This window comes from Pseudomonas sp. P110(2024), from assembly GCF_057480795.1.
Map to the genome: position 1 here is coordinate 21,722 of NZ_JBLIYT010000018.1, position 26,890 is coordinate 48,611.

24 protein-coding genes and 2 pseudogenes are annotated in these 26,890 nt (G+C 64.3%); 16 read left to right on the forward strand and 10 right to left on the reverse strand.

What is annotated here, in order from left to right; genetic code table 11:
• The first annotated feature begins 512 nt into the window (after nt 1-512).
• Complete coding sequence (locus tag AC25ND_RS24075) at nt 513-920, forward strand: type II toxin-antitoxin system HicB family antitoxin (RefSeq protein WP_028691320.1); 408 nt, start codon at nt 513-515, stop codon at nt 918-920.
• A 107-nt stretch (nt 921-1,027) separates the two neighbouring features.
• Nucleotides 1,028-1,111, forward strand: a pseudogene (locus tag AC25ND_RS24080) (sulfite exporter TauE/SafE family protein); the annotation flags it as partial.
• Here AC25ND_RS24080 and AC25ND_RS24085 read toward each other — a convergent pair.
• On the reverse strand, nt 1,101-1,415 hold the full coding sequence (locus tag AC25ND_RS24085) for a putative quinol monooxygenase (RefSeq protein ID WP_028691321.1): 315 nt from the start codon (nt 1,413-1,415) through the stop codon (nt 1,101-1,103). The pseudogene AC25ND_RS24080 and the gene AC25ND_RS24085 sit on opposite strands and share 11 nt — an antisense overlap.
• A gap of 160 nt (nt 1,416-1,575) precedes the next feature.
• Here AC25ND_RS24085 and mdaB point away from each other — a divergent pair, with 160 nt between their 5' ends.
• The 3 genes from mdaB to ggt all read left to right on the forward strand — a co-directional run bounded on the left by mdaB (nt 1,576) and on the right by ggt (nt 4,931).
• Nucleotides 1,576-2,166 (forward strand): NADPH:quinone oxidoreductase MdaB, encoded by a 591-nt coding sequence (gene mdaB / locus AC25ND_RS24090; RefSeq protein WP_486976618.1) that lies wholly within the window; start codon nt 1,576-1,578, stop codon nt 2,164-2,166.
• A gap of 82 nt (nt 2,167-2,248) precedes the next feature.
• Nucleotides 2,249-3,145, forward strand: coding sequence for a LysR family transcriptional regulator (locus tag AC25ND_RS24095; protein WP_062362132.1), 897 nt, complete (start codon nt 2,249-2,251; stop codon nt 3,143-3,145).
• Between the two features lie 118 nt (nt 3,146-3,263).
• Entirely contained in the window at nt 3,264-4,931 is a 1,668-nt protein-coding gene (ggt, locus tag AC25ND_RS24100) for a gamma-glutamyltransferase (RefSeq protein ID WP_486976619.1), read from the forward strand.
• A 79-nt stretch (nt 4,932-5,010) separates the two neighbouring features.
• Here the strand turns inward: ggt and AC25ND_RS24105 are convergent, their stop codons facing one another.
• From AC25ND_RS24105 to ypfJ, 3 genes and pseudogenes are all read right to left on the reverse strand, one after another.
• Nucleotides 5,011-5,874 carry a methyl-accepting chemotaxis protein gene (locus tag AC25ND_RS24105; RefSeq protein WP_371877790.1) on the reverse strand — a complete coding sequence of 288 codons (864 nt, stop codon included), beginning with the start codon at nt 5,872-5,874 and terminating at the stop codon, nt 5,011-5,013.
• A gap of 39 nt (nt 5,875-5,913) precedes the next feature.
• Nucleotides 5,914-6,795, reverse strand: a pseudogene (locus AC25ND_RS24110) (methyl-accepting chemotaxis protein); the annotation flags it as partial.
• A gap of 362 nt (nt 6,796-7,157) precedes the next feature.
• Complete coding sequence (gene ypfJ, locus AC25ND_RS24115; protein WP_028691326.1) at nt 7,158-8,039, reverse strand: KPN_02809 family neutral zinc metallopeptidase; 882 nt, start codon at nt 8,037-8,039, stop codon at nt 7,158-7,160.
• Nucleotides 8,040-8,238: 199 nt separating this feature from the next.
• On the opposite strand from ypfJ, the gene pcaH reads away from it, so the two are divergent.
• Together pcaH and pcaG are read left to right on the forward strand one after the other, a co-directional pair.
• Nucleotides 8,239-8,958: a protocatechuate 3,4-dioxygenase subunit beta gene (gene pcaH / locus AC25ND_RS24120; protein WP_186597652.1), complete on the forward strand. Its 720-nt coding sequence runs from the start codon at nt 8,239-8,241 to the stop codon at nt 8,956-8,958.
• Nucleotides 8,959-8,969: 11 nt separating this feature from the next.
• On the forward strand, nt 8,970-9,575 hold the full coding sequence (pcaG, locus tag AC25ND_RS24125; RefSeq protein WP_028691328.1) for a protocatechuate 3,4-dioxygenase subunit alpha: 606 nt from the start codon (nt 8,970-8,972) through the stop codon (nt 9,573-9,575).
• Between the two features lie 154 nt (nt 9,576-9,729).
• Here the strand turns inward: pcaG and trmA are convergent, their stop codons facing one another.
• The 3 genes from trmA to AC25ND_RS24140 all read right to left on the reverse strand — a co-directional run bounded on the left by trmA (nt 9,730) and on the right by AC25ND_RS24140 (nt 13,545).
• Entirely contained in the window at nt 9,730-10,815 is a 1,086-nt protein-coding gene (gene trmA / locus AC25ND_RS24130) for a tRNA (uridine(54)-C5)-methyltransferase TrmA (RefSeq protein ID WP_028691329.1), read from the reverse strand.
• A complete protein-coding gene (locus AC25ND_RS24135) occupies nt 10,812-12,107 on the reverse strand; it encodes an NCS2 family permease (protein ID WP_028691330.1) in 1,296 nt (431 codons plus the stop codon). Before AC25ND_RS24135 ends, trmA begins: the two co-directional genes overlap by 4 nt.
• 217 nt (nt 12,108-12,324) lie before the next feature.
• Nucleotides 12,325-13,545, reverse strand: a complete 1,221-nt coding sequence (locus AC25ND_RS24140) for an MFS transporter (RefSeq protein WP_028691331.1) — start codon at nt 13,543-13,545, stop codon at nt 12,325-12,327.
• A 343-nt stretch (nt 13,546-13,888) separates the two neighbouring features.
• On the opposite strand from AC25ND_RS24140, the gene AC25ND_RS24145 reads away from it, so the two are divergent.
• From AC25ND_RS24145 to AC25ND_RS24155, 3 genes are read left to right on the forward strand one after another with little or no spacing between them, the layout of a single operon-like run.
• A complete protein-coding gene (locus tag AC25ND_RS24145; RefSeq protein WP_028691332.1) occupies nt 13,889-15,325 on the forward strand; it encodes a cytochrome ubiquinol oxidase subunit I in 1,437 nt (478 codons plus the stop codon).
• Between the two features lies 1 nt (nt 15,326).
• On the forward strand, nt 15,327-16,334 hold the full coding sequence (gene cydB, locus AC25ND_RS24150) for a cytochrome d ubiquinol oxidase subunit II (protein ID WP_028691333.1): 1,008 nt from the start codon (nt 15,327-15,329) through the stop codon (nt 16,332-16,334).
• Between the two features lie 12 nt (nt 16,335-16,346).
• A complete protein-coding gene (locus tag AC25ND_RS24155; protein ID WP_182324546.1) occupies nt 16,347-16,487 on the forward strand; it encodes a DUF2474 domain-containing protein in 141 nt (46 codons plus the stop codon).
• A gap of 91 nt (nt 16,488-16,578) precedes the next feature.
• On the opposite strand, the gene AC25ND_RS24160 is transcribed toward AC25ND_RS24155, so the two are convergent.
• Together AC25ND_RS24160 and AC25ND_RS24165 are read right to left on the reverse strand one after the other, a co-directional pair.
• Complete coding sequence (locus AC25ND_RS24160; RefSeq protein ID WP_028691334.1) at nt 16,579-17,703, reverse strand: methyltransferase; 1,125 nt, start codon at nt 17,701-17,703, stop codon at nt 16,579-16,581.
• Between the two features lie 98 nt (nt 17,704-17,801).
• Entirely contained in the window at nt 17,802-18,506 is a 705-nt protein-coding gene (locus AC25ND_RS24165) for an autoinducer binding domain-containing protein (RefSeq protein WP_028691335.1), read from the reverse strand.
• A gap of 215 nt (nt 18,507-18,721) precedes the next feature.
• On the opposite strand from AC25ND_RS24165, the gene AC25ND_RS24170 reads away from it, so the two are divergent.
• Nucleotides 18,722-19,498, forward strand: coding sequence for a ferredoxin--NADP reductase (locus AC25ND_RS24170; protein ID WP_069017054.1), 777 nt, complete (start codon nt 18,722-18,724; stop codon nt 19,496-19,498).
• 68 nt (nt 19,499-19,566) lie between these two features.
• On the opposite strand, the gene mscL is transcribed toward AC25ND_RS24170, so the two are convergent.
• Complete coding sequence (mscL, locus tag AC25ND_RS24175; RefSeq protein WP_011535791.1) at nt 19,567-19,980, reverse strand: large-conductance mechanosensitive channel protein MscL; 414 nt, start codon at nt 19,978-19,980, stop codon at nt 19,567-19,569.
• Between the two features lie 177 nt (nt 19,981-20,157).
• Between mscL and radA the strand changes: the two genes are divergently transcribed.
• From radA to AC25ND_RS24200, 5 genes are all read left to right on the forward strand, one after another.
• Nucleotides 20,158-21,525, forward strand: a complete 1,368-nt coding sequence (gene radA, locus AC25ND_RS24180; protein ID WP_028691337.1) for a DNA repair protein RadA — start codon at nt 20,158-20,160, stop codon at nt 21,523-21,525.
• 72 nt (nt 21,526-21,597) lie between these two features.
• On the forward strand, nt 21,598-22,101 hold the full coding sequence (locus AC25ND_RS24185; protein ID WP_062362118.1) for an RNA polymerase sigma factor: 504 nt from the start codon (nt 21,598-21,600) through the stop codon (nt 22,099-22,101).
• A gap of 68 nt (nt 22,102-22,169) precedes the next feature.
• The gene (locus AC25ND_RS24190; protein ID WP_028691339.1) at nt 22,170-23,159 is read left to right on the forward strand and encodes a FecR family protein; all 990 of its coding nucleotides are present in this window, start codon (nt 22,170-22,172) and stop codon (nt 23,157-23,159) included.
• 206 nt (nt 23,160-23,365) lie between these two features.
• Nucleotides 23,366-26,035, forward strand: coding sequence for a TonB-dependent receptor (locus tag AC25ND_RS24195; protein ID WP_236180420.1), 2,670 nt, complete (start codon nt 23,366-23,368; stop codon nt 26,033-26,035).
• Nucleotides 26,036-26,117: 82 nt separating this feature from the next.
• Nucleotides 26,118-26,735: a heme acquisition protein HasA gene (locus tag AC25ND_RS24200; protein WP_028691341.1), complete on the forward strand. Its 618-nt coding sequence runs from the start codon at nt 26,118-26,120 to the stop codon at nt 26,733-26,735.
• Nucleotides 26,736-26,890 lie beyond the last annotated feature (155 nt).

Sequence of the window (26,890 nt, forward strand, 5' to 3'; positions counted from 1 at the left end):
TCAGGCGGGGGGGCGGCAAGGGGCGCGTAGTGGAGTTGTGAGGAGGGCGAGGTAATTGCGGTGGCTTTGCCGGCATTGATCGCGGGGCAAGCCCGCTCCCACACTGTTTCCCGCGAAGGCAGGGTTGTGCAATAGGCAGGACAATCTCTCATGGTACTAGCCTTGACTCATTGATTTAGCTGGTCCCTGTGGGAGCGGCCTTGCGTCGCGAAAGGGCCGCAAAGCGGCCCCAGGTTTTGAGCCGCCCTTGAAATTGCCGGGGCTGCTGCGCAGCCCGAAAGGCTGGGCGATCTCCTACAGATTTGGCGCAACCGTTGTAGGAGCGGGCTTGCCCTGCGAGGGGCCGCCCAGCGCGTTTCGGTACTCGGCTGTAGTTCATTTCCGAAACTTGTTTCACTGCCGCCTGGCACATTGCGAGGGGGCGGCTGAACGTTCTAGTTTCGCAGTCCACCGACCGGAAACGCTGCCCGGCAGATGCCCAAACAGGGCAGCTCGACAAAGCGAGAGAGCCGATGAACCTGCTTGTTGTCCTGCACAAGTCCCGTGAGACCTATTACGGCGTCACCATTCCCGATGTACCTGGCTGTTTTTCCGCAGGCGCCACGGTCCCCCAGGCCCTGGAGAACATTCAGGAGGCGCTGGCGCTGCATTATGAAGGGCTGGTGGCCGATGGCGCGCCCCTGCCGCAGGTGCAGGAAATGGATGTGCATGTGGACAACCCAGAGTATGCAGGCGGCCTCTGGGCGTTGGTGGACTTCGACGCAACGCCATACCTGGGGACGGCGGTACGTTTCAGCGCGACGTTGCCCAGGAACCTGTTGCAACGAATCGACGACAGGGTGAAGCAGGACAATCGCTACGCCTCACGCTCCGCATTCCTGGCTTCGGCGGCGCTGCGCGAACTGGCTGAGGTGTACTGAGCCTGCGCGCCCCGATCATATTCAGACACATCCTCATGGTCCAGACTGGCGTTGAAACCTGCCTCATCATGGGTGTCCAGCGGATGTACCAGGAGCATTACCAACACCAGCGGATCAGCGCAGCGCTGTTCAAACGCTGCTTCTTCATCGGCCTGGCGGTACTGGGCACGCACCTGTTGATCAGCGGTTAGCGGAAGAGGCGCTGAGCATATCGATCATCTGGATATCAAAGTCGCGCTCCAGGTAATCCATGCGCTTTTCGAAGAATGCGGCCATGTGCGGCAGTGCCGAGTGCACGTCCAGAGCCGCCTTGCTGGCCCAGACCTCGAAGAACACGAACAGGCTCGGGTCTGCCTTGTCGCGCAGCATATGGTATTCGATGCAGCCCGGCTCCTGGCGGCTGGGTTCGACGTAGGGACGGAACAGTTGCTCGAAGGCTTCGGCCTGTTCCGGGCGGGTCTTGGCTTTGAGGATGAAGGCGTACTGCTCGCTCATGGGAGATCTCGGTAAGTGAAGTGAGTGATCAGATCTTAAATCAACAATATGTTTGTCATTCGTGATTTTAAGACAAATGTATTTTGCCCTGGGACAGCTGTTTCCATGCCCGGTGAGTGCCTAACCTGCCGGCAACTTCACTTACAGGGCTGACCCTCCCATGAAAACGATCCTCTTGCTCAACGGTGGCAAACGCTTCGCCCACTCCGAAGGCCGCCTCAACCAGACCCTGCACGACGCCGCGCTGGCCCACCTGGACCGTGCCGGCTTCGATGTGCGGGAAACCTTCATCGACGGCGGCTACGACGTCCAGGCCGAGGTGGAAAAGTTCCTCTGGGCCGACGTGGTGATCTACCAGATGCCCGGTTGGTGGATGGGCGCGCCGTGGACGGTGAAAAAATACATCGACGAGGTGTTCACCGCCGGCCATGGCAGCCTGTACGCCAACGATGGTCGCACCCGCTCCGATGCCTCGCAGAAGTACGGCAGCGGTGGCCTGGTCCAGGGCAAGCAGTACATGCTGTCGTTGACCTGGAACGCGCCGCAGCAGGCGTTCGATGACCCGAGCGACTTCTTCGAAGGCAAGGGCGTGGATGCGGTGTACTTCCCGTTCCACAAGGCCAACCAGTTCCTCGGCATGAGCGGACTGCCGACCTTCCTCGCCGTCGATGTGATGAAGCGGCCGGATGTGCCTGCGGCGCTGGCGGCGTACGAGCAGCACCTGGATGAAGTGTTCGGCAAGGGCCATTGAGTCCGCCCCATCGTGGGGCCGGCTTGCACAGGCTTCGCCCAGCGGTTATCAATCACGGCATACCCCTGCCAAGGTCATTCGCGTGAAAACTCGCTCCGAAGAACTCCAGGTCTTCGTCGCCGTCATCGACAGCGGCTCGATCTCCGCCGCCGCCGAGCAGATCGGCCAGACGCCGTCGGCCGTCAGCCGCACCCTGTCGCGGTTGGAGGGCAAGCTCGGCACGACGTTGGTCAACCGCACCACCCGGCGCATGGACCTGACCGAGGAAGGGCGCTTCTTCCTAGCGCGCGCGCGGCTGATCCTCGAGCAGATGGACGACATGGAAGAGCGCCTGTCGATGAACCGCCAGACCCCGTCCGGGCGCCTGCGCATCAATGCCGCCGCGCCGTTCATGCTGCACGCGATCCTGCCGTGGATCGGCGAGTTCCGCCGGCAATACCCTGGTATCGAGCTGGAGTTGAATACCGACGACCTGATTATCGACCTGCTGGAGCAGAGCACCGACGTGGCCATCCGCATCGGCGAGCTGTCCGATTCCAGCCTGCATGCCCGCTCGCTGGGCTGCAGCCCGGTGCAGGTCCTCGCCAGCCCCGATTACCTGGCGCAGCACGGCATGCCGCACAAGGTCGAGGATCTCGACCAACATTGCCTGCTCGGCTTCAGCACCCTGGAATCGCTCAACCGCTGGCCGTTGCGCCACGCCCAGGGCGACCATTGGGCAATCCGCCCGCAACTGCTTGCCTCCAGTGGCGAAACCCTGCGCCAGCTGGCCATCGCCGGTGAAGGCATTGTCAGCCTGTCGCATTTCATGACCCACGAGGACATCCGCGCCGGCCGCCTGCAGGTGCTGCTCGCAGAGCACAATAACGGCTATCGCCAGCCGATCCACGCGGTCTACTACCGCAACACCCAGTTGGCGTTGCGGATCCAGTGTTTCCTCGATTTCATCCAGAAGAAGCTGGCCGCCTACGCCTGCTGAGTTGCCTGAACGCGACAGTGTCTGCCCATTGGCGGCGCAATCCTGCCATGGTGTTTGCTTAGTCGGGTGGCTTCGGCCTTAATGACTGATCAACAAAAACAACACCAAGGAAGTGCGCATGCGTATCGTCATGTTCCAGCCACTGGCCCTCGGGGCCGCGATCCTGAGCTGCTCCTCCGCCTTTGCCGTGACGCTGGAAGGCGGCGCGGTGGCCGCCCCTGATCAATATGGCGCACAGGTGGCCGCCGATATCCTCAAGAAAGGCGGCAACGCGGTGGATGCTGCCGTCGCCACCGCCTTCACCCTGGCCGTGACCTACCCCGAGGCCGGCAATATCGGCGGCGGTGGTTTCATGACCTTGTTCGTCGACGGCAAGCCCTACTTCCTCGACTACCGCGAGGTGGCGCCCAAGGCCCCGACCAAGACCATGTACCTGGACGACAAGGGCGAGGTGATCGAGAACCTCAGCCTGGTCGGCGTACGCGCCGCCGGTGTGCCGGGCACAGTGATGGGGCTGTGGGAGGCGCACCAGAAGTTCGGCAAGCTCAAGTGGAGCGAGCTGCTGACGCCGGCCATCGGCTACGCGCAGAACGGCTTCAAGATCGCCCAGAAGCAGTACCAGTACCGCGACGACGCCCAGGGCCTGTTCAAGACCGCCACCAACTTCAACGACTACTTCGGCCACATGAAGGTCGGCGAGCTGTTCAAGCAGCCGGAGCTGGCGCAGACCCTGGAGCGCATCGCCGACCAGGGCGTGAGCGAGTTCTACCAGGGCAAGACCGCCGACCTGCTGGTGGCGCAGATGCAGGCCGACAAGGGCCTGATCACCAAGGACGACCTCAAGGACTACAAGGCCGTGTGGCGTGACCCGATCGCCATCAACTGGCGCGGCAATGTGGTCTACACCGCGCCGCCGCCAAGCTCCGGTGGTGTCGCCCTGGCCCAGCTGCTGGGCATCAAGGAAGACCGCGCGGCTGACTTCAAGGGCGTCGAGCACAACTCGGCCAAGTACATCCACCTGCTGGCCGAGATCGAGAAACGCGTGTTCGCCGACCGCGCCGACTATCTCGGTGATCCGGCCTTCACCAAGGTCCCGGTCGACCAGTTGGTGGCCAAGGACTACCTGGCCAAGCGCGCCGCCCAGGTCAACCCGAACGCGATCTCCGAGACCGACAAGGTCAAGCCGGGGCTGGAACCGCACCAGACCACGCACTTCTCCATCGTCGACAAGCAGGGCAACGCGGTGAGCAACACCTACACCCTCAACCTCGACTACGGCAGTGGCGTAGTGGTCAAGGGCGCGGGCTTCCTGCTCAACGACGAGATGGACGATTTCAGTGCCAAGCCGGGGGCGGCCAATGCCTTTGGCGTGGTCGGCGGCGACGCCAACGCCATCGCGCCGGGCAAGCGCATGCTCTCGTCGATGAGTCCTAGCCTGGTGACCCGCGATGGCAAGGTGGCCCTGGTACTGGGCACGCCGGGCGGTTCGCGGATCTTCACCTCGATCTTCCAGGTGATGAACAACCTGTATGACTACGGCATGCCGCTGGAGAAGGCGGTGGCGGCGCAGCGCGTGCATCACCAGTTGCTGCCCAAGGATACGATCTACTTCGACAGCTACGCGCCGCTCAAGGGGGCAGTGGCCGACGACTTGAAGAAGATGGGCTACGTGCTGGAGGACCAGGGCTGGGAGATGGGCGATATCCAGGCGATCCGGGTCACCGGGGAGAAGCTGGAGACCGCTTCCGATCCGCGTGGGCGTGGGGTGGGGATGATCGTCAAATAAGGCTGGGGTGAAATGATCGCGGGGCAAGCCCGCTCCCACGACCGGTGGGAGCGGGCTTGCCCCGCGATGCGTTACAGGGTCAGACGCGGAACTGGCTGACCAGTGTCTGCAGGTGACCACCCAGGCGCGCCAGCTCGACGCTGGAGGCGGCGGTCTCGTCGCTGGCCGCGGCGGTCTGCTCCGACACGTCGCGCACGTTGAGGATGCTGCGGCTGATCTCTTCGGCCACGGCGCTCTGCTGCTCGGCGGCGGCGGCGATCTGCTGGTTCATCGACTGGATGTTCGACACCGTGCGGGTGATGCTCTCCAGCGAACCACCGGCCTTGCGCGCCAGCTCGACGCTGCTGTCGGTCAGGCTGCGGCTGCCGTTCATCACTTCGGCGACCTGTTGGGTGCCGTGCTGCAGGCTGGCGATCAGGCCTTCGATCTCTTCGGTGGACTGCTGGGTGCGCTGGGCCAAGCCACGGACCTCGTCGGCCACCACGGCGAAGCCACGACCGGCCTCGCCGGCACGGGCCGCCTCGATGGCGGCGTTGAGCGCCAGCAGGTTGGTCTGCTCGGCCACCGACTTGATCACGTCCATGACGCTGCCAATCTTCTGGCTTTCCTGCTGCAAAAGGGTCATCGCCTCGGTGGAGCGGTGCACTTCGTGGGCCAGGCGTTCGATCTGGCTGATGGCCTCACCGACCACCTTGTCGCCGACCCGGGCTTCGTCATCGGCGTTGGTCGCCGCGTGCGAGGCCTGCTCGGCGTTGCGCGCGACTTCCTGGACGGTGGCGGCCATCTCGTGCATGGCGGTGGCCACCTGGTCGGTCTCGACCTTCTGGCTGTTGGCGCCGGCGCTGGTCTGCTCGGTCACCGCCGACAGTTCCTCGGCGGCGCTGGCGATCTGGGTAACGCCGTCGCGGATGCCGGTGATCAGGTCGCGCAGGGTGGTGCCCATGCGAGCGATGCCCTGCTGCAGGGCGCCCAGCTCGTCACGACGGGTGACACGCAGTTCCTGGGTGAGGTCGCCGCTGGCGATGCGGTTGACCACGTCCATGGTCTCGCGCAGCGGGCGGGTGATCTGACGGGTGATGAGGAATGCGGCGAGTACGCCGACCAGCAGCGCCAGGAGGGTGGCAGTAGTCTGCAGGGTGCGGGCCTGGACGCTTTCGGCGTCACGGCGCTCGATCTGGATCTTGTACAGTTCGTCGCTGCGTTTGACGATGTCGGCGCCCTGCACGGTCATTTCGGCACGGGCCACACCGATGGCCGCGGTAGCGTCGCGGAACTGGCGCACGGCGTCGCGGTAGGCCAGCACGGCGTTTTCGAATTGCTGGATGCGTGAGGCTTCGCCCGGCAGCTGGCGCTTGAGGCTGTCGATTTCATTCAGCGCGTTTTCCAGCTGGCGCAGGGCGGCCTGCTCGGCTTCGCTGGTCAGGTCGGCGATGTAGCTGCGTACGTCAAGGCGCACCTGCACCAGCTGTTGCTTGGCCTTGCTGATCAGCAGGTATTGGGCCAGGCGGCTGGCATCGCTCTCGGCGCTGGACAGCACGGCGGCGCTGATCGCCTCGATGGCGTCATTGGCGCGGGACGCGGTCTGGTTCATCGATTCGCGGGCGGCGAGGGTGGTCTTGTAGCCCTGGCGCATCTTCTCCAGCGAGACCCGGTATTCGCTGATGCTCTGGCCCTGCTCGCGCAGCAGTTTGAGGTTCTCGGGGCTCTTGAAGGTGTTGACCAGGTGCTGCTGCTGGCTGCCGAAGGCATCGAGCTTGGCTTGGACGTTGGCCGCCGAGGCATCGTCGCCGTTGGTCAGCATCCACTGCAGGCGGGCCACGCGCAGGTTGGTCAGGTCACTGTTGAGCTGGGTGATGTCGCTCATCCAGTTGCTGCGGTCGATAAGGCTGCCCAGGCTGTTCCAGCCGGTCAGGGCCAGCAGGCCGGTCAGGACCAGGACCAGGCCGAAGCCCAGGCCGAGTTTGAGGTTGACGCTGATATTAGCGAACCAACTGTTCATGCACGCTCTCCCAGAAAATGATTTCGCTCACTTGATCTCAAAAGCTGGGCGTTGTTGTTGTCAGTTAGCCCGCAGATTTGTGTAGGACTTATCGGCAAAGCGTCGAGAAGCTGAAACGCTTTTTCAGCAAATTTATAACTTGTTGAATACGTTTGTTTTTTGATGTGGTCAATTGCGGGTGCAGACCCAGTGCACACCGACGGGCGTGCACTGTTCTGATGGGGCTATCAAAGGCTACGTGCGCTGAAGGTATCGCACTGATTTACGTCGCCACTGGAAAAACCGGCCTTGAACCAGCGCACGCGCTGTTGCGAGGTACCATGGGTGAAGGAGTCGGGCACCACCCGTCCTTGCCCCTGCTGCTGCAGGCGATCGTCACCGATGGCATTGGCGGCGTTCAGTGCCTCTTCCACATCCCCCGGCTCCAGCCAGTTCAGGCGTTTCTGTGCCTGGTAGGCCCAGACCCCGGCCAGGCAGTCGGCTTGCAGTTCCTGGCGCACCAGCAGGCCGTTGTCGCCTTCCATGCGCTGGCCGTTGCGGCGTGCGGCGTCGACCTTGGCCGAGACCCCGAGCAGGGTCTGCACGTGATGGCCGATTTCGTGGGCGATCACGTAGGCCTGGGCGAAATCCCCGGCTGCCTTGAAGCGGGTTTCCATTTCGCGGAAGAAGGTCATGTCCAGGTACACGCGCTGGTCGGCCGGGCAGTAGAACGGTCCGACCGCCGATGAGGCGAAACCGCAGGCGGAATTGACCTGGCCACTGAACAGCACCAGCTTGGGATCGCGGTACTGCTTGCCGGCCTGGGCGAACAGCGCCTTCCAGGTGTCCTCGGTGTCGCCGAGGATCGAGGCGACGAACTCGGCCTGCTCGTCGTTGGCCGGCGGCGCCTTGCTGCCAACGTTGGCCGGGGCGGTCTGCTGCTGCTCCATCTGTCCGGCCAGCTGGCCGAGGATCTGCAACGGGTCCTGCCCGGTGAGCCAGCCGATGCCGACGATCAACAGGATGGCGCCGAGCCCCAGGCCCTTGCCGCCGCCGAAGCGCATGCCGCCGCCCCCTTCGCCGCGGGCATCGACCACGTTGTCGCTGCGTCGGCCTTTTCGCCATTCCATGTAGAGCTCTCCGGTTCGTGAAACAAGAAGTCAAAGATTAGTCCAGCGCTGCCCTCGGCGTCGCCTTGGTCGCTTGTGCATAACCAAATGGTTATGGCTAAGACTGCTGAATTCAATATTCATCCCGATTGGCCTGCTGGAAACTGCAACTCCGCCTGCCACGCCCAGGCGTTCGACAATTCCAAGAGAGGAAACCGGCATGCCCGCCCAGGACACCAGCCGCTTCGTGATCCGTGATCGCAACTGGCACCCCAAGGCCTTCACCCCCGACTACAAGACCTCGGTGGCGCGCTCGCCGCGCCAGGCGCTGGTCAGCATCCCACAGTCGATCAGCGAAAGTACCGGCCCGGACTTTTCCCATCTGCGTTTCGGCGAACACGACCATGACTTGCTGCTCAACTTCAACCACGGCGGCTTGCCGATCGGCGAGCGCATCATCGTCGCCGGCCGCGTTGTCGACCAGTACGGCAAGCCGGTGGCCAACACCTTGGTGGAGATGTGGCAGGCCAACGCCGGCGGTCGCTACCGGCACAAGAACGACCGCTACTTGGCGCCGCTGGACCCGAACTTCGGCGGTGTCGGCCGTTGCCTGACCGACCGCGACGGCTACTACAGCTTTCGTACCATCAAGCCCGGTCCATACCCATGGCGCAACGGCCCCAACGACTGGCGCCCGGCACATATCCACTTCTCCATCAGCGGACCGTCGATCGCGACCAAGCTGATCACCCAGTTGTACTTCGAGGGCGATCCGCTGATTCCGCTGTGCCCGATCGCCAAGTCGATCGCCAACTCCGACGCGGTCCAGCGGCTGATCGCCAGGCTCGACATGAGCCACGCCAACCCCATGGATTGCCTGGCCTACCGCTTCGACATTGTCCTGCGCGGCCAGCGCCAGACCCACTTCGAAAACCGCTGAGGAGGCCCGTGATGCCTATCGAACTGCTGCCGGAAACCCCTTCGCAGACCGCCGGCCCCTATGTGCACATCGGCCTGGCCCTGGAAGCCGCAGGCAACCCGACCCGCGACCAGGAAATCTGGAACCGCCTGGCCACCCCCGAGGCGCCGGGCGAACAAATCCTGTTGCTCGGTCAGGTATACGACGGCAACGGCCACCTGGTGCGCGACTCTTTCCTGGAGGTCTGGCAGGCTGATGCCGATGGCCGCTACCAGGATGAGTTCAACCACGAGAACGCCTTCAACAGCTTCGGCCGCACCGCGACCACCTTCGATGCCGGCGAATGGACCCTGCATACGGTCAAGCCGGGTGTGGTGAACAATGCCGCGGGCGTGCCGATGGCGCCGCACATCAACATCAGCCTGTTTGCCCGGGGGATCAACATCCACCTGCATACACGGTTGTACTTCGATGACGAGGGTGAGGCGAACGCCCGGTGCCCGGTGCTCAACCTGATCGAGCAGCCGCAGCGGCGCGAGACGCTGATCGCCAGGCGTTGCGAGGTAGAGGGGAAGACGGCGTATCGTTTCGATATCCGTATCCAGGGGGAAGGGGAGACGGTGTTCTTCGATTTCTGACTGAAGCTTCAGGGGCCGCTTTGCGGCCCATCCGACCGGTCCGACGCCTCGGCAAGGCCGCTCCTACAGGGAATCGCGTACTCCTGTAGGAGCGGCCTTGCCGAGGCGTCGGACCGGTCGGATGGGCTGCAAACCAGCCCCGGCGATCTGAAGGTCAGCGCCGAACCAGCAGGACGCCGCTTTCCATGTGATGGGTATACGGGAACTGGTCGAACAGCGCGCAGCGCTCGATACGGTGGGTATCGTGCAGCTGGGCGATGTTCTGCGCCAGGGTTTCCGGGTTGCACGAGATGTACAGGATGCGCTCGAAGCGACGGGTCAGCTCGCAGGTGTCCGGGTCCATGCCGGCGCGCGGCGGGTCGACGAACACGGTGCCGAAGTCGTAGCTTTTCAGGTCGATGCCTTCCAGGCGGCGGAACGGGCGGACCTCGTTCAGCGCCTGGGTCAGCTCCTCGGCCGACAGGCGCACCAGGCGCACGTTATCCACGCCGTTCTCGTCGAGGTTATGCAGGGCGGCGTTGACCGAGGTCTTGCTGATCTCGGTGGCCAGTACCTGGCGCGCGCGGGTCGCCAGCGGCAGGGTGAAGTTGCCGTTGCCGCAGTACAGCTCCAGCAGGTCGTCCTGGCGCTCGCCCATGGCCTCGAAGGCCCAGCCGAGCATCTTTTGGTTCACCGCGCCGTTGGGCTGGGTGAAGGCGCCTTCGGGCTGACGATAACTGAAGGTGCGTCCGGCGATGTCGAGTTTTTCCACGGCGTAGTCGCGGCCGATCACCACGCGCTTGCCCTTGGAGCGGCCGATCACACTGACGTTCAGGTCACTGGCCAGTTGCTGCGCGGCAGCCTCCCAGGCTTCGTCCAGAGGGCGGTGATAGCACAGGGTGACCATCGCGTCACCGGCCAGGGTGGTGAGGAACTCGACCTGGAACAGGCGATTGTCGAGTGCCTCGTTGCCCTGCCAGGCGGCCTTCAGACGTGGCATCAGTTCATTGATGCGCTCGCTGGCGATGGGAAAATCGTTGATCAGGATTGCCTTGTGCTTCTCGCCCGGGGCGAACATCGCGTAGTGACGTTGACCGCCCTCGCGCCACAGGCGGAATTCGGCGCGCAGGCGATAGTGCTCGCGCGGTGAGTCGAACAGCGCCGGCTCCGGCGCGCCGAACGGGGCCAGCAGCTCGCGCAGGCGGGCGGCCTTGGCCGCCAGTTGCGCGTCGTATTGTGAAGGATCCAGGACAGCACTCATGCGGGGAACCAGCCCAGCTTGATGACGAACAGGATCGACAGGATTACCAACGCCGGGTTCAGGTCGCGGTGACGGCCGGAGATCAGCTTGATGGCGGTCCAGGCGATGAAGCCGAAGGCGATGCCGTTGGCGATCGAGTAGGTCAGTGGCATGGCCAGGGCGGTCACCACCACCGGCGCGGCTTCGGTGACGTCGTCCCAGTTGATCTCGGCCAGGCCCGAGGCCATCAGTACGGCGACGAACAGCAGGGCCGGCGCGGTGGCGAAGGCCGGCACGCTGCCGGCCAGCGGGGCGAAGAACAGCGCCAGCAGGAACAGCACGGCGACCACGATGGCGGTCAGGCCGGTGCGCCCGCCCGCGCTCACACCCGCCGCCGACTCGATGTAGCTGGTGGTGGTCGAGGTACCCAGCAGGGACCCGGCCATGGCGGCGGTACTGTCGGCGATCAGGGCGCGGCCCATCTTCGGCATGTGGCCGTCCTTGCCCATCAGGCCGGCGCGCTTGGCCACACCGATCAGGGTGCCGGAGTTGTCGAACAGGTCGACGAACAGGAAGGCGAAGATCACGCTGATCAGGCCAACGTCGAGGGCGCCGGCGATGTCCAGCTGCAGGAAGGTCGGGGCCAGCGACGGCGGCATCGAGACCACGCCGCCGAACGGGGTGACCCCCATCACGATCGAGGCCACGGTCACGGCCAGGATGCCGATCAGCACCGCGCCGCGTACCTTCAGCGACTCGAGGGCGACAATCAGGAAGAAGCCCAGGGTGGCGAGGATCGGCGCCGGTTTGCTGAGATCGCCCAGGCCCACCAGGGTTGCTGGGTTATCGACGACGATACCTGCGTTATGCAGGGCGATCAGCGCCAGGAACAGGCCGATGCCCGCGGCGATGGCCGAGCGCAGCGGCAGCGGGATGCTGTTCACGATCCACTCGCGGATGCGGAAGATCGACAGCAGGAAGAACAGCACTGCCGAGAGGAATACAGCCCCCAACGCCACCTGCCAGGTGTGGCCCATGTGCAGGACCACGGTGTAGGTGAAGAAGGCGTTCAGGCCCATGCCCGGCGCCAGGGCGATCGGGTAGTTGGCGATGATGCCCATGGTCACCGAGCCGATGGCCGCGGCAAGGCACGTGGCGACGAACACCGCGCCCTTGTCCATGCCGGTCTCGCCGAGGATGCTCGGGTTGACGAACAGAATGTAGGCCATGGCCAGGAAGGTGGTGACGCCCGCGAGAATCTCGGTGCGCACATTGGTGTCGTGTGCTTTTAGTTGAAACAGCCTTTCCAGCATGCCTGCTCCCCGGGCGCCCTCGCGCCGTGAATGTATCGACCCCAACAGCAAAGCACAGACCGTACCGGATACCGTGGTTTTGTGTGGGGCGGAAAAAAGCCGCGCATCATACCAGCAAGGATGGCGGGGGCCTATGGCCATTGGGGAGAGGGCTTTCTGTAGCTTGTGTCGGCCCTTTCGCGGGCAAGCCCGCGAATAGACCGGCACAGGCAACCGATCAGCCGTTATGCATCCGGTCGCGGTGAGTCAACGTCGGGAACAGCTTCATCCACACTCCGGTCACCACCAGCGTGCCCACGCCACCGAGCACCACCGCCGGCACTGTGCCGAACCAGTGCGCGGTAACGCCCGACTCGAACTCGCCGAGCTGGTTCGAGGCACCGATGAACAATCCGTTCACCGCGCTCACCCGGCCACGCATCTCGTCCGGCGTCTCCAACTGCACGAATGCGCTGCGGATGACCATGCTGATCATGTCTGCCGCGCCCAGCACCACTAGCACCGCCAATGAGAACCAGAACGAGGTCGAGAGGCCGAAGGCGATGGTCGCCACGCCAAATATGCCCACTGCGGTGAACATGGTCAGACCCACCTTGCGTTCCACCGGGAAGCGCGCCAGCCACAGCGACATCAGCAATGCCCCGACGGCGGGCGCTGAGCGCAACAGGCCCAGGCCCCAGGCGCCGGTGAGCAGGATGTCCTTGGCGAACACCGGCAGCAGCGCGGTGGCGCCGCCGAGCAGAACGGCGAACAGATCCAGCGAGATCGCGCCGAGGATATCCGGACGACTGCGGATGAAGCGGATCCCGGCCAGCAGCGAGTCGAGGTTGGCCCTGCCTGGCTGCGGCTGCTGCCGACGGGCATCGAGGCTCAGCGTCAAAAGGCAGGCAATGAGATAGAGGGCTACGGTCGGACCGTATACCCAGGTACTGCCGAGGGCGTAGAGCAGGCCGCCCACCGCCGGGGCGACGATGGTCGCCGCCTGGGTCGCCGAGGCCGAGGCCGCCACCGCGCGGGGGAACAGTCCGGGCGGCACCACGTTGGGCAATAGCGCCTGGGTCGCCGGCATCTCGAACGAGCGGGCGGCACCCAGCAGGAAGGCCAGGACGAAGATCAGTTCACGGCTGACGTTGTCGGTAAAGCTGCCCACGGCCAGCGCCAGGGCGATCAGCGCCTGCAGGGTCTGGCACAGGGCGGCGACCTTGCGTCGGTCATAGCGATCGGCGACATGCCCGGTGTGCAGCATGAACAGTACCCGCGGGGCGAACTCGACCAGCCCGACCAGGCCCAGGTCGAGCACATTGCCGGTGAGCTGGTAGAGGTGCCAGCCGATGGCCACGGTGAGCATCTGGAAGCCGCTGGCGGTGAATACGCGGGCCAGCCAGAAGGCGAGGAAGGGGCGGTGATGGCGCAGCAGTTGCGGGGCGGAATCGGACATCGCTAGGCCTGCGACCTCGGAAATAGAGGGGGCTGCAGCGTAACATCTGTTTGTAACAAATGGTTGCTGAAAGCGGCGTGGATCAACGTTTCACCTACGAAGAAAGAGGGTGAGGCAACCGGTCACGCGGCAATCAACCACACATCCGGATGGGTCATTCGGGACTATGCTTCCATTCAGTCGTTGATCTGGATCAATCGTTCCAGATGCAACGATCTTGGCCCTTGGGCCGGAATCCCCGCGATCGAACAGAACAATTCCAACGCGCCGCACTCGATACCCGTGGGGGCAGTGGGCGACAGGCCATGAGCCCGGTCGCCGGATTACCTGAAGAGGAAGCACCATGTTCGGATTGGAAGCCTTAGAGCTCGCCCGAATCCAGTTTGCCTTTACCGTGTCCTTTCACATCCTGTTCCCGGCCATCACCATTGGCCTGGCGAGCTACCTGGCGGTCCTCGAAGGCCTTTGGCTTAAGACCGGCGACAACACCTACCGTGACCTCTACCACTTCTGGTCGAAGATCTTCGCCGTCAACTTCGGCATGGGCGTGGTCTCGGGATTGGTCATGGCCTATCAGTTCGGCACCAACTGGAGCCAGTTCTCCGACTTTGCCGGCTCCATCACCGGTCCCTTGCTCACCTACGAGGTCTTGACCGCCTTCTTCCTCGAGGCCGGTTTCCTGGGCGTCATGCTGTTCGGCTGGAACCGTGTCGGGCGTGGCCTGCACTTCTTCGCCACGTGCATGGTGGCGCTCGGCACGCTGGTGTCGACGTTCTGGATCCTCGCTTCCAACAGCTGGATGCAGACGCCCCAGGGCTACGAGATCGTCAACGGCCAGGTGATCCCGGTGGACTGGTTCGCGGTGATCTTCAATCCGTCGTTCCCCTACCGGCTGATGCACATGGCCACCGCGGCCTTCGTCGCCACCGCGTTCTTCGTCGGCGCCTCGGCGGCCTGGCACCTGCTGCGCGGGCGCGACAACCCGGCGGTGCGCAAGATGCTGTCGATGGCCATGTGGATGGCGCTGATCGTCGCGCCGGTGCAGGCGGTGATCGGTGACTTCCATGGCTTGAACACCCTCAAGCACCAGCCGGTGAAGATCGCCGCCATCGAAGGCCACTGGGAGAACAAGCCCGGCGAGCCGACCCCGCTGATCCTGTTCGGCATTCCCGACATGCAGGCCGAGACCACCCGCTTCAAGATCGAGATCCCGGCGCTTGGCAGCTTGATCCTCACCCACAGCCTGGACAAGCAGGTCCCGGCGATGAAGGATTTCCCGCCCGAGGACCGGCCCAACTCGACCATCGTGTTCTGGTCGTTCCGGGTCATGGTCGGTCTGGGCATGCTGATGATCTTCGTTGGCCTGTGGAGCCTCTGGCTGCGCAAGCGCGGCACGCTGTACAGCTCGCGTCCATTCCTCTACCTGACCTTGTGGATGGGCCCGTCTGGCTTGATCGCCATCCTCGCCGGCTGGTTCACCACCGAGGTCGGTCGTCAGCCCTGGGTTGTCTACGGCCTGATGCGTACCGCCGACGGCGTGTCCAACCACAGTTATGCGCAACTCGGCTTCACCCTGGTGATGTTCGTTGTGGTCTATTTCGCCCTGTTCGGCACCGGGCTCGGCTACATGATGCGTCTGGTGCGCAAAGGTCCGCACACAGGCGAGGGCGACACGCAGCCCCCCGGAGGCCCTGGCCAGAAACGCACGCCAGCGCGGCCGCTGTCCGCCGCCGATGACGGCCATGAGGCCGACTCCGCCAGCCTGAGCAAGGGGAACTGAGATGGGTATCGATCTTCCGCTGATCTGGGCCGTGATCATCATCTTCGGCGTCATGATGTACGTGGTGATGGATGGTTTCGACCTGGGCATCGGCATGCTCTTCCCCTTCGTCAAGGACGAGCATGACCGCGATGTGATGATGAACACCGTCGCCCCGGTATGGGACGGCAACGAGACTTGGCTGGTGCTGGGCGGCGCGGCACTGTTCGGCGCTTTCCCGCTGGCCTACTCAGTAGTGCTCGAAGCACTGTACCTGCCGTTGATCCTGATGCTGGTGGGGCTGATCTTCCGGGGCGTGGCCTTTGAGTTCCGCTTCAAGGCCCGGGCCAACAAACGCCACATCTGGGACAAGGCGTTCATCTGGGGTTCGCTGGTGGCGACCTTCTTCCAGGGCGTGGCCCTGGGCGCGTTCATCGAGGGCTTCAAGGTGGTCGACCGCAAGTTCGTCGGCGGCACCCTGGACTGGCTGACGCCGTTCACGCTGTTCAGTGGACTGGGCCTGATCGTCGCCTACTCTCTGCTGGGCTGCACCTGGCTGATCATGAAGACCGAAGGGCCCTTGCAGAAGCAGATGCATGACATCGCTCGGCCACTGGCGCTGGTGCTGCTGGCGGTCATCGGTGTGGTCAGCCTGTGGACGCCGATCGCTTACCCGCAGATCGCCGAGCGCTGGTTCAGCATGCCCAACCTGGTCTGGTTCATGCCCGTGCCGATCCTGGTGCTGGTGACGTTCTACGGCCTGCTGCGGGCGGTGGCACGCGATGCCCACTACACGCCGTTCCTGTTGACCCTGGTGCTGATCTTCCTGGGCTACAGCGGACTGGGCATCAGCCTGTGGCCGAACATCATCCCGCCGTCCATCAGCATTTGGGACGCTGCGGCGCCACCGCAGAGCCAGGGCTTCATGCTGGTGGGCACGCTGTTCATCCTGCCGTTCATTCTTGGTTACACCTACTGGAGCTACTACGTGTTCCGCGGCAAGGTGACCCATGAAGATGGCTATCACTAGGAGCGCATCGTGATGAACGTCGAAGAAAAAAAGCCGCTCTTGCAACGCCTGGGTTGGCTGGTGCTGATCTGGGGGCTGAGCGTGGCGGCGCTTGGGGTGGTGGCTTATGGCATGCGCATGTTCATGAATGCTGCCGGCCTTAGTACCCACTAGGTTGCGAGGGCTGCGTTGCAGCCCGGTCGCGGGGCAAGCCCGCTCCTACAGGACCAGTAGGAGCGGGCTTTTCTCGTTTTCTACTGGATGTTTATTTCCGTGCCTTGAGCACCACGAACTTCGGCGTCGCCGCCACCTGCTCGACCCCTCGGAACAACCGCGCCAGCTTGCTGTGATAGCCCAGGTGGCGGTTGCCGACGATGTACAGCGCCCCACCGACTTCCAGCGCCTCCCGGGCCTGCTGGAACATGCGCCAGGCGAGAAAGTCGCCCACCACCTGCTGCTGGTGAAACGGCGGGTTGCACAGCACCACGTCCAGCGATTGTTTCTCCTGGCCGGCCAGGCCATCCGCGGCCCTGATCGTGACCTCGCGCTCGCCCAGCGCCGCCTGCCAGTTCTCCCGCGCCGACTGCACCGCCATGTACGACTCGTCGACCAGGGTGAATTGCGCATCCGGGTTGGCCAGGGCGCAGGCGATCGCCAGCACGCCATTGCCGCAGCCCAGGTCGGCGATCCGGGCACGGCCCAGGTCGCGTGGCAGGTGCGGCAGGAAGGCGCGGGTGCCGATGTCCAGGCCTTCGCGGCAGAACACATTGGCGTGGTTGACCAACTCAAGGGCCGGGCTGTCCAGGCGGTAGCGGCTGGGGTAGGGCGAGCGTGCGGTCGGACGTTCGCCGACGCTGGCAATCAGCAGACGCGCCTTCTTCTGCGCTAGCGAGGCCTGGACCGGGCCGATGTACTTTTCCATCAGGTCGCCGGCGGCGCGGGGCAGGTGCTTGATCATGGCCCCGGCGATCACCTGGGCGCCGGGCGCCAGTTGGCCCTGCAGGCGGATCAGCTGTTCCTCGAGCAGTGCCAGGGTCTTGGGCACGCGCACCAGCACGCGGTCGAACGGGCCAGGGAAGGTCTCGCTGGCGGGGATGAAAGGCACGCTGTCGAACGGCCTGCCGTTACCCGCCAGATTTTTCTCCAGGGCCAGGTACGCCAGGTGCGAGTCGCCGCTGCTGGTCACCTGCACATGCCCCGCGAGGCTCGCGGCAAGGGCGCCGAAGCTGTCGTTGAGCACCAGCACCCTGCAGCTCGCCTGTGGCACTTGGGCGGCCAGGTGTTCCAGCAGGTACTGGTCGGCGGCGTCGAAGGCCAGCAGCGGGTCATTGGCCTGGGCCGGCTGGCGGATCAGGTCGAGGTCGGCGAAGGGGCTGTTGAACAGGGGCATGACGTGGGGCTCTGCTGCGAATCCTGCCCGGCGCGCTGCGCGGCGGGCTTGCGGCGGGTGATTCTACAGGGCTTTGCGCCTGGGTGGGGGACGGGCTGTCAGAGCAGGCCGCGCAGGGCGGCGATGGCGATGGCGCCGGCCTTGTTGGAGGCGTTGGTCTTGGTGATCACGCTGCGGATATGGAAATTCACGGTACTGGTCGACAGCGAGAGGATCATCGCCACGTCGGCGGCGGTCTTGCCCGCTGCGGACCACTTGAGCACTTCGAGTTCGCGTTCGCTCAGTTGCGGCACCGGGCTGAACTTCTGCAGATGATGTGTGCTGAGCACGGCGTGCAAGGTGTTGCACAGCCACATTACCTGGGCACTCTTCGCGAAGAGTTCCTCGCGGGTGACTACCCCCAGGGGCCTGGAGACACTCAACTGACTCTCGTTGTGCTGCTGGTCATGTACCGACTGACTCCAGCCATGGGTCATGCCAAGCGCGGTGGCGGCTTCGCGCAGTTGTGGCACCTCACAGTAGAGATCGTCGTTCCAGACCAGTGGCAGTGTTGTATGATGGCATTTTGATACTGTTGGGTCTATCTTGATTAAGTCTTCAGCTTGGTAACGCTCATTCCAGGCACCGGGATAGTTGTTGTAGAGGATCACCTGTGGGCCACGGGCTGCCACATGCAGGTGCAGTGCCAAACCAACGAACTCCATGTTGAGCGCCTGGGCCAGTTTCACCGCTTGACCGAACAGCTCCTTCGGTTCTTGTTCATCCAGCAGTTGCTGGAGCTGCTCGCTTTTCCAATGTGGCATCGATGAAGCTCCCGTCGCTTGGCGCTGGATCCAATGTCGGCATTTCATGGAACGAAGTGTAGGAAATCTCCTAAGTCTGCGCTGGTTTTTTTTGCTATAGCTGTTACGCTTTTTTAGCTGATTGCGATCACTCATAAGCGATACCTTACAAACCGACGGTGTTTATCTGGGGCACTTTGCGCGAAACTGTGCGCATCTGATCCATGGAGCCCGTCATGACCGCCAGCGCCGACAAATTCACCCGCCAGACTCTGCTCGACGTCCAGCCCCTGACGCCCAACCTGTTTTCCCTGCGTGTCACTCGCGATGCCGGATTCCGTTTCCGCGCCGGCCAGTTCGCCCGCCTCGGGGTGAGCAAGGCCGATGGCAGCGTGGCCTGGCGTGCCTATTCCATGGTCAGTGCGCCCCATGACGAGTTCCTCGACTTCTTCTCCATCGTGGTGCCGGGCGGTGAATTCACCAGCGAACTGAGCCGCCTGGGTGAAGGCGATACCTTGCTGATCGACCGTCAGGCCTTCGGCTACCTGACCCTCGACCGTTTCGTGGGGGGGCGCGACCTGTGGTTGCTGGCCACCGGCACCGGCATTGCGCCGTTCATGTCGATCCTGCAGGACTTCGAGGCCTGGGAGCGCTTCGACAACATCAAGCTGGTGTACTCGGTGCGCGAGGCGAAGGAGCTGGCGTATGTGGACGAGATCGCCGCGCTGGAGCAGCGCGACTACCTGGCGGAGTTTGCGGGCAAGCTGCAGTTCATCCCGGTGGTGACCCGAGAGCAACACCCGGGCGCGTTGAATGCGCGGATCACCACGCTGATCGAGAACGGTGAGCTGGAAAAGGCGGCGGGGCTGGCGCTGTCGCCGGAGCATTCGCGGGTCATGCTGTGCGGCAACCCGGAAATGATCGACGAGACACGCAAGGTGCTCAAGGCGCGCGACCTGCAGCTGAGCCTGAGCAAGCGACCGGGGCAGGTGGCGGTGGAGAACTACTGGTAAGGATCAACGGCGCCTTAAGGATCGTCGTCACTGGGGCCGCCGCGAAGCGGCCCCAGTCGTTTTGTGCTTCAGGGCTGTCGGTTCTGCGCCTTGAGCAGGTCGCGAATCTCGGTCAGCAGGGTTTCCTCGGCGCTTGGCACCGGCGGTGCGGTCGGGGCCACGGCTTCTTCGCGCTTGAGGCGGTTGATCACCTTCACGCCCATGAAGATGGCGAAGGCGACGATGATGAAGTCGAGAATGGTCTGGATGAATTTGCCATAAGCCAGCACCACTGCGGGCACATCGCCTTCGGCGGCCTTGAGCGTGATGGCCAGGTCGCTGAAGTCCACCCCGCCGATCAGCAGGCCGATGGGGGGCATGATCACATCGCCGACAAAGGAAGAGACGATCTTGCCGAACGCCGCGCCGATGATGATACCTACCGCCATGTCGACGACATTTCCCTTGACCGCGAAGGCCTTGAATTCACTGAGCATGCCCATGCTGTATTCCTTTGTTACGAATGGAGAGGTAACCGCAGTGTAAGCCACTAAAACGCTTCATGCGTGACGTTCGCAGCTACAGACTGTGTTTAGAGCGAATAGTTTTGTCGCCTGCCGCTGCCTCCGGGACACGTCCGTGTTCGGCTATCATGGCGGTTTTTCCCAGGAGACCCGCCCATGGCCAAGGCCAAGCGCTTGTATGGCTGCACAGAGTGCGGCGCGACCTTCCCCAAATGGGCCGGCCAGTGCGGTGACTGCGGTGCCTGGAACACCCTGGTCGAGACCATGATCGAAAGCGGCGGCGCCGCGGCGCCGAGCGGGCGGGCCGGCTGGACCGGGCAGCAGGCACAGATCAAGACCCTGGCCGAAGTCAGTGTCGAGGAGATTCCGCGCTTCACCACCAGCAGCACCGAACTCGACCGCGTGCTCGGCGGTGGCCTGGTGGACGGCTCGGTGGTGTTGATCGGCGGTGATCCGGGGATCGGCAAGTCCACCATCCTCCTGCAGACCCTGTGCAACATCGCCACGCAGATGCCGGCGCTGTATGTCACCGGCGAGGAGTCGCAGCAGCAAGTGGCCATGCGCTCCCGGCGCCTGGGCCTGCCCCAGGACCAGCTCAAGGTCATGACCGAAACCTGCATCGAGACCATCATCGCCACCGCGCGCCAGGAAAAGCCGCGGGTGATGGTCATCGACTCGATCCAGACCATCTTCACCGAGCAGTTGCAGTCGGCCCCGGGCGGCGTCGCCCAGGTGCGCGAGAGTACGGCGTTGCTGGTGCGTTACGCCAAGCAGAGCGGCACGGCGATCTTCCTGGTCGGCCACGTCACCAAGGAAGGCTCGCTGGCCGGGCCCCGGGTGCTTGAGCACATGGTTGATACCGTGCTGTATTTCGAGGGGGAGTCCGATGGTCGCCTGCGCCTGCTGCGGGCAGTGAAGAACCGCTTCGGCGCGGTTAACGAACTGGGCGTGTTCGGCATGACCGACCGCGGCCTCAAGGAAGTCTCCAACCCCTCGGCGATCTTCCTCAACCGCACCCAGGAAGAAGTACCCGGCAGCGTGGTCATGGCCACCTGGGAGGGGACCCGGCCGATGCTGGTGGAGGTCCAGGCGCTGGTCGACGACAGTCACCTGGCCAACCCGCGCCGGGTGACCCTGGGCCTGGACCAGAACCGCCTGGCCATGCTGCTGGCGGTGCTGCACCGGCACGGCGGCATCCCCACCCATGACCAGGATGTATTCCTCAACGTCGTCGGTGGTGTGAAAGTGCTGGAAACCGCCTCCGACCTGGCGTTGCTGGCCGCGGTGATGTCGAGCTTGCGCAACCGTCCGCTGGCCCATGGCTTGCTGGTATTCGGCGAGATCGGCCTGTCGGGCGAGGTGCGGCCGGTGCCCAGTGGCCAGGAGCGCCTGAAGGAGGCGGCCAAGCATGGCTTCAAGCGCGCCATCGTGCCCAAGGGCAACGCGCCAAAGGAGGCACCCGCCGGTTTGCAGGTGATTGCCGTGACCCGTCTGGAACAGGCGCTGGATGCACTCTTCGAGTGATGCCGTTTCTTGCAAGTGATTCTCAATAACCAGTAGCATACCGCCACCTTGCGACCACCCCATGGAGAGCGTGTGGCGGAGTTCGACCTCAAGCGGCTGTTCACAAAGCACGCGAAAAACCTTCAGGGCCTGCTCTCGCGCAAGGTGCGCGACCCGCAGTTGGCGGCCGACCTGGTGCAGGACAGCTTCCTGCGCCTGGCCGAGCAGCAGCGTCACGAGCCCATCGAAAACGCCCAGGCCTACCTGTACCGCACGGCGCACAACCTGATGATCGATCACGTGCGCCAGCAGCAGCGACGCAAGACTGACACGGTGCCCCACGAGGCCTTCGAGGCGATCGTCGAGGACACCCCTGGGCTTGAGGAGCAGGCCGTGCGCGAACAGCACCTGCGCCGCCTGCAGGCGATCCTCGGTGAGCTGCCCGAGCGCACCCGGGAAATCTTTCGCCTGAACCGCCTGGAGGGCATGACCCACGCCGAGGTCGCCCGGCACCTGGGGATCTCCGACAGCTCGGTGCAAAAGCATCTGGCCAAGGCCCTGGCCTATGTGATGCAGTCCCTGCAGGAAACCGAATGACCAACGGTTTACTGACAAATGCCGCTTCAGACGTCAGCCCAGACATAACCAGATCGCGAGAGAACCGTGTGAGCAGCCAGAACGAGCAAGCCATCCGCGAGCAGGCCGCCGAGTGGGTGGTGCTGCAGCAGGCCGGTCCCCTGAGCCCGGCGCAGCAGCACGCCTTGGACCAGTGGTGCGCCAGCGATCCCCGGCACGCCCGTGCCTATGGGTTTGCCCAGGCCACCTGGGCTGACCTTGGGCAATTGGCACGCTTGCCCGCCGTCTCGAGCGCTCGCCCCACGACTCCCCTCCAGGGCAGCCCGATGCGGCGACGGCGACCTCGGTTGCGCCGGGCCGTTGCCAGCGCGGCGGCGTTGTTGCTGGCTGTGCTGGCCGTGCAACAGGGGCCGCAGGCATGGCTGGGCTGGCGCGCGGACTACCTCACGGGGATCGGCGAAGTGCGCCGGGTGACCCTGCCCGATGGCAGTCAGGTGGAACTGGACAGCCGCAGCGCCCTCCAGCTTGCCTTCGATGAGCGGGAACGGCGCGTGCGTCTGCTGGCCGGTGAAGCCATCTTCACTGCCGCACCGGTCACGGCCCAGGACGCACGCCCGTTCGTGGTCGAATACGCCGGTGCTACCAGTCGCGCCCTCGGCACTCGCTTCGTGGTTGGCGCTGCGGGCGAAGGGGGCTGGGTCGGCATGCTGGAGCACAGTGTTGCGGTCGAGCTGCAGGCGCCGCCGTTGCAAGGGCAGGCCGGCCAGGTGCTGGAGCAGGGCGACAGTCTGCGCTATGACCAGCGCAAGGGGGTGCGGCCCTGGCCGGGTCACGACCTGCGGCGGGCCACGGACTGGCAGCGCGGGGTGCTGGTGTTCGAACGCCAGCCGCTCGCCGAGGTGGTCGCCCGGCTCAATCGCTACCGCGCAGGTCAGCTAGTGGTCGCCAGTGACGCATTGGCTCGGCGTGAGGTCAGCGGCGTCTTCCGCCTCGACCAGCTAGGCACCGCCCCGGTGGTGCTCGGTGAAGAGCTCAAGGCCCGGCTGATCGAGCTTCCAGGCGTGGCCGTGCTCTACTGAACCCGGCTTCGGCAAAAAAAACTTTCAATTTTATTTACTGACTTCTCCTGCATCGCGCGTCTGACTGTTGAGATTGATTTTCATTACTAGAAAACATCAACCACGGACGAGCAATCGCAGTGAGCACGCCACGACTACAACCCCTGCGCCCTCTGGGCCGCCTCGCCCTGGCCGGCAGCCTGGTCCTGGGCAGCTGTGCATTGCCGATGGGGATCGGCCAGGCACACGCCGCCGATTCGCCAAGCACCGCCAGCCGCAACCTGGTTCGTTTCGATATTCCGGCCCAGTCGCTCGACAGCGCCGTACTGGCCTATGCCGAGCAGTCCGGTGTGCAGGTGTTCTTCGACAGCCGCAAGCTGGCCGGTCTGCGCAGCGAAGGGCTGCACGGCAGCTACCCTGCCGAAGAGGGCCTGCGCCAGCTGCTGCGCGGCACGCCGGTGCGTTACCACTTCAGCGCCGCCGGCCAGGTCGGCCTGGAGCGTCTCGTCCAGGACGGCGAGGCCCTTGAGCTGGGCGCGACCCATATCGATTCGCAGCGTGATGGCGATTGGGTGTACCAGGCCCCGCGATCGGTGAGTGTCATTACCCGTGAGCAGATTGAGCAGCGCGCCCCTCGCCATGCCGCCGACCTGCTCGAACAGACCGCGGGCGTGTACACCGCCGTCAACCAGCGTGACCCCGGACTGTCGGTGAACATCCGCGGCGTGCAGGACTATGGTCGGGTCAACATGAACATCGACGGCATGCGCCAGAACTTCAACGTCAACGGCCACCAGCAGCGCAACGGCGTGATGTTCATCGACCCGGAGTTCATCCAGGGTGTCGAGATCGACAAGGGCACCTCGGCCGGCATGGGCGGTGCCGGGGTGATCGGCGGCATCGCCAGGTTCAACACCGTCGATGCCCGCGACTTGCTCGGTCCGGGCAAGGAACTGGGGGGGCGCCTGCGCGCCGGCCACGGTATCGGCGAGCTGGGCAACGGCACCTACTTCAATGGCAGTGCGCTGTTCGCCGTCGGCAATGAAGCCGGCGATATCCTGCTTGGCCACAGCGAGCGGCATTTCGGCAACTACCGCAGCGGTACGCAGAACGCCGACAACCTGGGCACGCAGATCCGCGGCAAGCTGGAGAACCGCGAGGCTTGGAAGAGCTGGCTGCACGGCGAAGTGGGGGCGATGGACAGCGTGACCCGTTCGCAGCTGTTCAAGCTCGGCCTCAACCTCGCCGACGATCAGCGCCTGCAGTTCAGCTACATCGAGACCGACACCGACAGCAAGGACGCCTGGACCTACAACGACAGCAACGCCAACCGCTATTACTACCGGGTCACCGGCACCAACGACATCAATGCGAAGAATGCCGCACTGGACTACAGCTTCACCCCGGATAACGACCTGATCGACTTCAAGGTCAAGCTGTACTACGTGACCACCCGCCAGGACCGCTGGAACGCCGACAACCTGTCCAGCGCCGCCACCGGCAACCGCGTCGAGGCCTACACCGACCGCTTCCAGACCGACACCTGGGGCCTGCAGCTGCAGAACACCTCGCGCTGGCACCTGGGACAGGCTGACACCCTGAGTTTCAACTACGGCACCGAGCTGTTCCAGGACAGCTTCCGCCCCAGCACCGAGCGCATCGCCGCGGTAAACGAGGTGGAGTCGCTACCCTACGTGCAGGGTGCCAATCCCAAGGGCAAGCGGGTGATGGCCAGCCTGTTCGGCAAGCTCACCTATGAGCATGACGACTGGCTCACCCTGGATGCCGGGCTGCGCTACGACCGTTATCGTCTGAGCGGCAAGACCGGGGTCACCACCTGGATGTACCCCGAAGGCGTCACCGAGGTCGGCCTTACCCGCCAGCAGACCCACATGATCTTTGACGAGGACACCGAGGAGGGGCGCTTTTCGCCGACCTTCGGCATCGCGCTCAAGCCCGGACCGGACTGGCTGCAGGTCTACACCCGCTGGGGCCGTGGCTGGCGGCCGCCAGCGGTGACCGAAGTGTTCATGAGCGGCCGCCCGCATGCCGGCGGCAGTGCCGAGATGGTCTACCCCAACCCGTTCCTCAAGGCCGAGGAGTCGCACAACTGGGAGCTGGGGCTGAACGTCTTCAAGGAGTCGCTGCTGCGCGACGGGGATCGCTTCGGCGCCAAGGTCGCCTACTTCGACACACGCATCGACAACTTCTCGTTCCTCGACACCAACGTCTCGCTGCCCGGCAGCAGCGTGGCGGGTATCGCCCTGGGCCGTTCGGCCTACCAGAACAACCTCGAAACCACGCGCTTTCGTGGGGTGGAGTACAGCCTGGACTACGACGCCGGCGCCTACTACGGCCAGCTCAGCTACACCCACATGATCGGCAGCAACGAGTTCTGTTCCAACCAGTTCTACATGGGGGGCGCACAGCGCCTGGTCAGCGCTGGCACCGTCATGCGCCCGGTGCGGGTGGGCAGCCGCATCATCATGTTGCCGGTGCGGGTCTCACGCGCCGAGGGCGCCAGCGACACCAACAACATCGTCAGCTGCGGCGACATCATGGGCAACGCCTCGTACATGCCCGCCGACCGTGGCGCCCTGACCCTGGGCATGCGCCTGCTTGAGCGCACCCTGGATGTGGGCATGCGGGTGCGCTACAGCGAAGGCAACGGCGAGAACCTCAAAAGCCATACCTACAACCAGATCGACCAGGCCCAGTGGCCGCAGTACACGGTCTACGACCTCTACGCCAGCTACTGGATGACCCCCAGCCTGAACCTGGCCCTGTCGTTGGAGAACGCCACCGACGAGGCCTACTTCGTGGCCATGGGCGACGGCAACAACCTGTCGCTGGCCCGCGGCCGTACCTTGAGCGGCATGCTCGAGTACCGCTTCTGAACCAACCGGGTTTGCCCATTCCGGGCGACGCGAAGGCACGGAACGCGCCTTCGTCATCACTGTGCAACAACGAGGAACCGTCATGACCCTTTCCGTTAATTACGACGCCGCCTTCGCCAGCTCGACCGTCGACGACTACCTGGCCTTCTGGAGTGCCGGCTTCGTCACCGCCGGCCATGGCTACAGCAACACCGGTGGCTTCAGCAACGGCACCTTCGATGGCGACCAGTACGCCACCCACGGTCGCAACAACTCGGACTACGCCTTCATCGCCGACAGCGACAGCGCCAACGGTCTGCACTATGTGTTCGACCCGTCCAAGGCCCCGGGCGACAACCTCAACCACTACCTGTGGGGCTCGCTGGACAACGTCTCCCTGGGCGAAGTGCTCGGTGGCGGCAGCGGCAGCGACTTCAGCCTGGCCAACTACGTGGTCAGCTTCAACGGCCTGGACCTGGATGCCGCGCAGGGCGCCGGGCGTGCCGGCAACGAAGTACAGGGTGTGATCTACGGCCTGATGCAGGGCAACACCTCGGCCCTGGAAGGCGTGCTGGACAACCTGCTGGCCGGTTATGGCGTCTCCACCAACAACACGTTCGCCGAGATTGGTGCGGCCCTGGCCGCCGGCCCGGCTCACGCCGCTGCCGCCGAAGCGGTCGGCGTGCAGGCGCTGCCCGAGGACCTGGCCCTGGCGGCCTGAGCACAGGCATGAAAAAGCGAATGGAAGGTTACCCCGCCATTCGCTGATCTGATGCACTTACCCCGCAGCCCGTGTCTTTGCCGGGCCCAGGCTGCGGCGGTGCGAATTCTGTGGCGACGACAGGGCGAATGCAATCGCCGGTCGGCGCCTTCTAC